We start from the raw sequence: 7878 nt of genomic DNA on the forward strand, positions 1-7878 counted from the left end.
TTCATGGGAGAGCATGTGGGCACCGCCGAGGCGACATACGCGCAGCACGCCGTCTGGTTCACCGAGCAGGCCGGGGTCGCCGGCACGGCGTACCACATGGCGCTCGGCATCCGGTTCGACGCCGGCCTGGACCGGCGGGCGCTGGTCGAGGCGTGCGCGGCGGTGGTCGAGCAGCACCCGGTCCTGGCCACCCGGGTCGCCACCGACGACGCCGCCACCCAGGTCGCCACCGACGACGCCGCCACCCGGGCCGCCCACACCGGCGGCGGGACGCCGGGCGGCGGCGGGATGCCGGCGCTGGTGCCGGCCGACGTCCGGCCGGCGGTCACCTTCGCGGAGTGGACGCCCGCGCGGGTCGCCGAGGAGCTGGCCCGCCCGCACGACCTGCGGGTCGGGCCGCTGTCGCGGTTCACGCTGCTGACCGCCGCCGACGGCCGGCACCTGCTGCTGGTCTGCGTCCACCACCTGGTCTTCGACGGGATGTCCAAGGACGTGCTGGCCCGCGACCTGGCCGACGCCTACGCCGCCGCGCTCGCCGGCCGGCCGGCGTGGGCCGCCCCGGGCGGTGACGGGCACGCCGGGCACGCGGCGGCCGAGCGGGAACGCGTCGCGGCCGAGCTGCCGGCGGCCCGCGACCACTGGGCGCGGCACTGGGCCGGCCGCGGCGACGTGGTCCTGCCCGGCCTGCGGCGGCTGCCCACCGGCGCGGAACCCGGCGCCGCCGTCGACGTCGAGCTGCCCGCCGGGCTGGCCGACGGCGTGGGCCGGGCCGCCGACTCGCTCGGGGTGACCCGGTTCGAGCTGCTGCTCGCGGCGGTGCACGCCCTGCTGGCCCGGTACGGCAACCGGGGCGTCGCCGTCGGCGTCACGCTCTCCACCCGCACGCCCGCGCAGGCCGACCAGGTCGGGTTGTTCGTCAACGAGCTGCCCGTCGCCGTCGACCCACCCGCCGGCACGTTCGCCGAACACGCCCGTGCCGTGCGGGCCCGGCTGCGCGAGTTGTACGGGTTCCGGGCGGTCCCCCTCGCCCACGCCGTGTCGGGGCTGCGCCCCGCGCCCGCGCTGACCGCGGTCTCCGTGGGCTACCGGCGGCGCGGCGACGAGCCCACCTTCCCCGGGATCGCCACCGAGGTCCAGTGGACCCTCTTCGGCGGCGCGGCCCGCAACGCGCTGCACGTACAGATCGTCGACGACCCCACCGGGCTCACCGTGAGCCTGCAGCACAGCCCGAGCGCCATCGACGCCGACGCGGTCGCCCGGATCGGCGCCCAGCTGCGCACCCTGCTCGCCGCCGCCGTCGCCGACCCGCTGCGGCCGGTGGCCGACCTGCCGGTGCTGCCCGCCGACGAACTCGACCGGGTCACCCGGGGCTGGAACGACACCGCGCGGGCGTACCCCGACGTCACGGTGGCCGGGCTGGTCGCCGCGCGGGTCGCCGCGGACCCGGACGCGGTGGCTGTCGTCGACGGCGACGTCGCCCTCAGCTACGCCGAGCTCGACGCCGCCGCCGCGCGGCTCGCGGCGCTGCTGCGGCAGCGGGGCGTCGGCGCGGGGTCGCTGGTCGCGGTAGCCCTGGACCGGTCCTGGCAGGCGGTGGCGACGCTGCTGGCGGTGCTGCGCCGCCGGGCCGCGTACCTGCCGATCGACCCCGGCCACCCTGCGGCCCGGCGGCGGCTGGTGCTCGCCGACGCCGCCTCGGCGCTGGTGGTGACCGCCGCCGAGGCGATCGACGACGACGGCCCGCCGGTGCTCGCCCTCGACCCGCTCGACCTGCTCGGGGCACCCACCGGCGAGACCGACCCGGCACCCACCGGCGAGACCGACCCGCCCGGCGACGGTGACCCGCCCGCCGCCGACGACCTGGCGTACGTGCTCTACACCTCCGGCTCCACCGGCCGGCCCAAGGGCGTCGCGGTGCGCCACGGCGCCCTGACCAACCTGCTGCTGGGGATGCGCGACCTGCTGGGCAGCCGCCCCGGGGACCGCTGGCTGCACCTGACCTCGCCGTCGTTCGACATCGCCGCGGTGGAGGTGTTCCTGCCGCTGGTCACCGGCGGCCGGGTGGTCGTCGCCTCGGCGGTGAGCGCGCTGGACGGCGCGGGCGTGCTGCGGCTGATCCGCGCCGCACGCGTGACCCACGCCCAGGCCACCCCGTCGGGGTGGCGGGTGCTGCTGGAGGCGGGGCTGGAAACGAGCCCGCTGGTCGCCCTCTGCGGCGGGGAGGCCCTGCCGGTCCCCCTGGCCCGCGAGCTGCGGGCCCGCGTCGCCCGGCTGGTCAACGGGTACGGGCCGACCGAGGCCACCATCTACGCCACCGCCGAGGAGGTGCCGGCCGACCCCGACGAGGTGACCATCGGCCGCCCGCTGCCGAACGTGCGGGCGTACCTGCTGGACGAGGACCGGCGGCCGGTGCCGGTCGGGCTCCCCGGCGAGCTGTACGTCGCCGGGGCCGGGCTGGCCGACGGGTACCTCGGGCGGGCCGACCTGACCGCCGAGCGCTTCGTGACCGACCCGTTCGCCGGCGGGGACGCCCGGCTGTACCGCACCGGCGACCGGTGCCGGTGGCTGCCGGACGGTCGCCTCGACTTCCTCGGCCGCGCCGACGACCAGGTCAAGATCCGGGGGCACCGGATCGAGCTGGGTGAGGTCGCCGCCCGGCTGCTGGAGCATCCGTCGGTGGCCGAGGCGACGGCGACGCTGCGCGCCGACGCCGACGGCGAGGCCCGGCTGGTGGCGTACGTGGTGCCCCGCACCGGGGCGGTCGCCGACCGGGCGCAGCTGCGCCGGCACCTGGCGCTCAGCCTGCCGGCGGCGGTGCTGCCCACCGACTGGGTGCTGCTGGACCGGCTGCCGGTCGGCCCCACCGGCAAGGTCGACCGCGCGGCGCTGCCCGCCCCGGCGCAGCACGCCGCGCCGTCCGCCACCGACACCACCACCGCCGACATTGCCACCGCCACCGACCCCGACGCGGCCAACCCGGCCGGCGACGACCCGGTGCTGCGCGTGCTGCGCGAGATCTGGCAGGAGGTGCTGCGGATCCCCGACATCGGCGTGCACGAGGACCTGTTCGACCTGGGCGGGCACTCGTTGACCATCACCCGGATCAGCGGGCGCATCCAGCAGCGCCTCGGCGTCGAGGTGCCGCTGGACGCCTTCTTCGACACCCCCACGATCGCGGAGATCGCCGAGATCGTCCGAGCCTGCCGAGAGGAACTCCGATGACCACCACCGCGCTGCGCGTCCGGGTCGCCGAGCTGGTCAGCGAGGCCACCGGGGGCGACGTCCCGGCCGCCGCCGTGCTCGACGGCGGCTCGCTGGTCGCCCTCGGCGTCGACTCCCTCGGCCTGCTGCGACTGGTCGACGCCCTCGAGCTGGAGTACGACGTCGAGGTCGACCTCGGCGGCCCGGGTGGCCGGCTGGACACCCTCGACGACCTGGTGGCGACGCTCGCGGCGGCCCGCCCCGACGGCGGCACTGCCGGGGCCGGCCCGGTCGACCGGGGCTGACCGGCCGGCCCGCCGTCGTCACCACGAACGGCGGCGGCCGGTCAGCCAGTGCCGGGCGGCGCGGGTGTTCAGCGCCCAGAGCACCCAGGCCAGCAGGCCGACCCCGAACAGGGTGATCGCCCCGAAGAGGCCGAGCGAGGCCACCGCGAGGAGCCCGGCCAGGGCGCACGCCGGCCAGCGCGCCCACGGGCGGCGACCGAAGAGGCCGAACGTCACGAACGCGCAGGTGACGGCCATCGTGGCGAAGAAGAGGGCGGCGCCGAGCGACCCGTCGTCGGCGACCAGCCGGTGCGCCGTCGCCAGGGTGAACAGCAGCGCCAGGAGCGTGAAGACGGCCACGGTGGCCAGCACGGGGCCGGGCATCGGCGGGCGGCGCGGCACGTCCGCGTGCCCGTCCACGCGGGTCGGTCGAAGCACCATGGGACAACGATGGACGGCCACCCGCACGCCGATCGGGCACTGTCGGGAAACCGACAGAGGCGTGCCGCCTAAGCTCGCCCCATGGCGAAGTACTACGACGTGCACCCCGACAACCCGCAGCCCAGGACGATCCGCCAGGCGGTCGAGCTAGTGCGCGGCGGCGGGTTGATCGCCTACCCGACGGACTCCTGCTTCGCCCTGGGCTGCCAGCTGGGCAACAAGGAGGGCATGGAGCGGATCAGGGAGATCCGCCACCTCGACAGCGGCCACCACTTCACCCTGGTCTGCCGGGACTTCGCGCAGCTCGGCCAGTTCGTCCGCCTCGACAACACCGTCTTCCGCGCCGTCAAGGCGGCCACCCCGGGCAGCTACACCTTCATCCTGCCCGCCACGAGGGAGGTGCCCCGCCGGCTGCTGCACCCCAAGAAGAAGACCGTCGGCGTACGCATCCCCGAGCACGCCGTCACCCAGGCGCTCCTCGCCGAGCTGGGCGAGCCGCTGCTGTCGAGCACCCTGCTGCTGCCCGGCGACGACGAGCCGATGACCCAGGGCTGGGAGATCAAGGAACGCCTCGACCACGCCGTCGACGCGGTCGTCGACTCCGGCGACTGCGGCACCGAGCCGACCACGGTGGTCGACTTCTCCGGCGGCGCGCCCGAGGTCGTCCGCGTCGGCGCGGGCGACCCGTCCCGCTTCGAATAGACCCGTCCCGCTTCGACAGCGGTGACCGGCCGCTGACGCACGGTGGCGGCCGTTGGGCACAATCGGACCCGCGTTCGTCCCCTTCGGTCAGTCCCGGCGAAGAGCGAGGTCACCCCCGATGCTGCGACTCACCCTGCCGATCGCCGCGACGCTGCTGGTGCTGCTCGCGGTGCGCTGGTCGCAGCCGGACGCCCTGCGGGTCGACGGGCTCGGGCCGCTGGCGGCGGTAGCGGCGCTCACGGCCGGCGGCGCGACGCTGACCCTGGGCCTGGCCCGGCTCGCCTTCGCCCGGACGCCGCCCTGGATCCGCGGCTTCCTCTCCACCGCCGTCGCGTTCGTCCTGCTGGCCTCCTTCACCGGCGGGCCCGGCGTGGTGGCGGTCGTCGGCGGGCTCCTGATGACGCCGGCGGTGCTCCTGCCGCTGCTGCGCGGCGGCGGCCGGGCGCTGCGGGCGGAGCCGTTCCCGCCGGACGTGCTGGGCGTGGCCCGGCTCGCAGCGCGGTTCGCGGTGCCGGCAACGTGGTACCTGGCCGCCGTCGAGGTGGTGCCGGGGGTGCAGGCGGCGCAGCGCTGGCCCGGCCTGCTGCTGGGCGGCCTGGTCGCGGGGGCGACCCTCGTCGGCGGCGCCGTCCTGGCCTGGACCCGGCCGTGGCACGCCTGCGTGACGCCACTGCCCGCCGACGACCGGGAGCTCGTCGCGTACGGCGGGCTCGGGCACCTCGTCGGCGTCGGCGACCCGGTCGCGGGCGAGCAGCTGCGGGTGATGGGCGTCGGCGGCGTGCTCATCGAACTCTCCGGGTTGCTGCCGGCCCCGGTCCCCGACGCGCTGCGCCGGACCCTCGACCGGCTCACCCCCGGCCTGGTCCGGGCCGTCTGCGCGGTCGGCACGCCCGGCCGGGTGCTGCTCGCCTCCGCCGGCTACGGCGACGCGGTGCACCTGTGGGAGCCCGGCACCGGCCGCGCCGTACACGCCCTCGCCGGGCACCGGGGCCCGGTCAACGCCCTCTGCGCCGTGCCGGTCGGCGACACCGTCCTGCTCGCCTCCGGCGGCGACGACTGCCGCATCCTGCTCTGGGAGCCGGAGACCGGCCGCCGGGTGCGGGTCGTCGGCCGGGACGCGCGGTGGGCCGTCCGGGCGCTCTGCACCGTGCCGGTGGGCGATCGGGTCCTGCTCGCCGCCGGCCACGCCGACGGCGGCGTCCGGCTCTGGGACCCGGCCGACGGCGCGCTGGTGCGCCTGCTGGGCACCCAGCGCGGCGGCGTCCACGCCGTCTGCGCCGTCACCGACGACGACGCGGTCCGGCTCGCCTCGGCGGCCGGCGACGGCACCGTGGTCCTCTGGGACCCCGACAGCGGCGCGCGCCTCGGCTCCTTCGCCGACGACGCGCCCCGGTACGCGCTCTGCGCCCTGCGGATGGACGGCGAGGTCCTCCTCGCCGCCGCCGGGGACGGCGTCGGCATCACCGTCTGGGACCCGGCGACCGGCACCCGCCGGGGCTCGCTGGGCACGGGCAGCGGGTCGTTGCTGAGCATGCTGGTCAACTCGAGCGGCTGGATCCGGTCGATGTGCCAGGTCGGCGACGGCGACGACGCGCGGCTGCTGCTCGCCGGCTACGACCGCGCGGTCGAGCAGATCCGCCTCCGGCCGGCGCTGCGCTCCCTCACCACCGCGCCGGGCGAACCGGGCTGAGCCGCGCAGGGCGAAGCGGGCGGAGCCGCGCCCGGCGGCGGGCGCGGCTGCCCGTGGCGCCGGGCGCGACTTTCCGGCTCAGACGGTGCCGACGAACTGGCTCACGTGGTAGGCGGTGCTGCGGCCCTCGGGCGTCCTGGTCCACTTCGACACCATCAGGTGCAGCTCGTCGCTCCCGCTGCCCGACCACGGGTGGATGAACCCCCCGTACAGCGAGGGCTCCTGCCAGTGGGTGAGCTGGACCTTCTCTGCGGTCCAGACCCGGTCCGGCCCGCTGGCGGTGCGGGTGACGATGCAGCCGGTGGCGCAGTTGAGGTAGGACATCACCCAGGTGCCGTCGCCCAGGCGGCGCACCGACGGCTCGCCGAAGCGGCCGTGCAGGATCCCCGTGCAGGGCCGGCCCCAACCCCAGTCGGTGCCGTTCCAGCCCCAACCCTCGTACGACTCGGGGTAGAACAGCCGGTCCCAGCGGACCCGGCGCAGCATCATCGGCCCGTCCTGGCGGCCCGAGCGGACGGAGAAGACGTACACCCAGTCCCCGTCGCGCTGCATCGTCCACATCTGGAACGGGTCGGTGTTGCCGGCGTTGTTCCACCACTTCAGCGGGGTGCGGATGAAGTCGTTGCCGTTGTCGGAGTACGCCAGGCCGGCGTAGCGGGTCCGCCAGTGCGGGCCGCCCCAGTTCTCGATGCTCATGTACGAGATCAGTTGCCGGCGGGTCTCGGGGAAGCTGATCCCGTCGTTGGGGATGACGGTGACCTCCCAGAGGCCGTCGATGCCGACGCCGTGGTGGCCGTTGTGCATCAGCTCCGGGGCGCGGCCGTTGCCGGCCACCCGCGCGGCGCTGTCGAAGACGATCCCGCCGGGGGAACCCGGGTGCACGTTGGAGCGCAGCATCACCGGGGAGCGCCAGTCGTTGGGCAGCGGCGGCCCCTCGGGCCACGGGGTGTTGAAGGTGTCGCCGAAGAGGTAGCCGATCGAGCCGTTCTCCAGCACGTACGGGATGCCCAGGTCGGTGCCGGCGACCTGCCACCGCCGGTTGGTGTCCAGGTCGGCGCCGGTGACCCGCTTCTTCCAGGCCGCGGCCTGCGCCGGGGCGGGCAGGGCCAGCCCCGGCGCGACGGCCGACGCGGCGGCCACCGCGGCGGCCCGGGTCAGGAACGCTCGTCGGGCGAGTGCCATCTCAGCTCCTTCCCGCCCGGCCCGCGCCGGGCGCGCCCTCGGCACCGGCCGGGCGACGGGCGGCGCGGCCGGGCCGGGGACGTCAGAGGGTGGTTTCTCCGGTGAGGCCGAAGAAGTCGTGCCATTTGGTGGATGGGCCGAAGGTGGTGCCGGTGGAGGGGGCGACGTAGATGTCGTTGGTGGTGGCTTTGGTGAAGACGATGAGGTCGTCTTTGTGGTCGCCGTTGGTGTCGGCGAGGTAGGGGAATTCGCCGGGGAGGCAGAAGAAGTCGTGCCATTTGACGGTGGTGCCGACGAAGCCGGTGCCGGTGGAGACGGCGGCGTAGACGTCGGCGTCGTTGTTGCAGGTGAAGGTGACGATGTCGGCTTTGCCGTCGC

Annotated in this window: 6 protein-coding genes and 1 pseudogene; 4 read left to right on the top strand and 3 right to left on the bottom strand. The window is 76.0% G+C overall.

The genetic code is table 11. From position 1 onward, the window contains the following. Positions 1-3 precede the first annotated feature (3 nt). Both ACLQ2V_RS23060 and ACLQ2V_RS23065 read left to right on the top strand, forming a co-directional pair. Positions 4-3222, top strand: coding sequence for a non-ribosomal peptide synthetase (locus tag ACLQ2V_RS23060; protein WP_425720641.1), 3219 nt, complete (start codon positions 4-6; stop codon positions 3220-3222). Further along, complete coding sequence (locus ACLQ2V_RS23065; RefSeq protein WP_425720642.1) at positions 3219-3506, top strand: acyl carrier protein; 288 nt, start codon at positions 3219-3221, stop codon at positions 3504-3506. Before ACLQ2V_RS23060 ends, ACLQ2V_RS23065 begins: the two co-directional genes overlap by 4 nt. Before the next feature lie 18 nt (positions 3507-3524). Here ACLQ2V_RS23065 and ACLQ2V_RS23070 read toward each other — a convergent pair whose 3' ends face one another. Then, on the bottom strand, positions 3525-3926 hold the full coding sequence (locus ACLQ2V_RS23070; protein WP_425720643.1) for a hypothetical protein: 402 nt from the start codon (positions 3924-3926) through the stop codon (positions 3525-3527). Between the two features lie 81 nt (positions 3927-4007). Between ACLQ2V_RS23070 and ACLQ2V_RS23075 the strand changes: the two genes are divergently transcribed. Continuing rightward, a complete protein-coding gene (locus tag ACLQ2V_RS23075; protein ID WP_425720644.1) occupies positions 4008-4628 on the top strand; it encodes an L-threonylcarbamoyladenylate synthase in 621 nt (206 codons plus the stop codon). Between the two features lie 118 nt (positions 4629-4746). Further along, positions 4747-6318 carry a WD40 repeat domain-containing protein gene (locus ACLQ2V_RS23080; protein WP_425720645.1) on the top strand — a complete coding sequence of 524 codons (1572 nt, stop codon included), beginning with the start codon at positions 4747-4749 and terminating at the stop codon, positions 6316-6318. A 78-nt stretch (positions 6319-6396) separates the two neighbouring features. On the opposite strand, the gene ACLQ2V_RS23085 is transcribed toward ACLQ2V_RS23080, so the two are convergent. Next, the gene (locus tag ACLQ2V_RS23085; RefSeq protein ID WP_425720646.1) at positions 6397-7500 is read right to left on the bottom strand and encodes a DUF4185 domain-containing protein; all 1104 of its coding nucleotides are present in this window, start codon (positions 7498-7500) and stop codon (positions 6397-6399) included. 82 nt (positions 7501-7582) lie between these two features. Beyond that, positions 7583-7878 (bottom strand): annotated as a pseudogene (locus ACLQ2V_RS23090) (hypothetical protein); the annotation flags it as partial.

The organism is Micromonospora sp. DT233, from assembly GCF_049841815.1.
GTDB lineage: Bacteria > Actinomycetota > Actinomycetes > Mycobacteriales > Micromonosporaceae > Micromonospora.

Coding starts and splice junctions, on each gene's coding strand:
- ACLQ2V_RS23080 (WP_425720645.1), top strand. CDS start 4,747: ATGCTGCGACTCACCCTGCCGATCGCCGCGACGCTGCTGGTGCTGCTC.
- ACLQ2V_RS23085 (WP_425720646.1), bottom strand. CDS start 7,500: ATGGCACTCGCCCGACGAGCGTTCCTGACCCGGGCCGCCGCGGTGGCC.
- ACLQ2V_RS23065 (WP_425720642.1), top strand. CDS start 3,219: ATGACCACCACCGCGCTGCGCGTCCGGGTCGCCGAGCTGGTCAGCGAG.
- ACLQ2V_RS23075 (WP_425720644.1), top strand. CDS start 4,008: ATGGCGAAGTACTACGACGTGCACCCCGACAACCCGCAGCCCAGGACG.
- ACLQ2V_RS23070 (WP_425720643.1), bottom strand. CDS start 3,926: ATGGTGCTTCGACCGACCCGCGTGGACGGGCACGCGGACGTGCCGCGC.
- ACLQ2V_RS23060 (WP_425720641.1), top strand. CDS start 4: ATGGGAGAGCATGTGGGCACCGCCGAGGCGACATACGCGCAGCACGCC.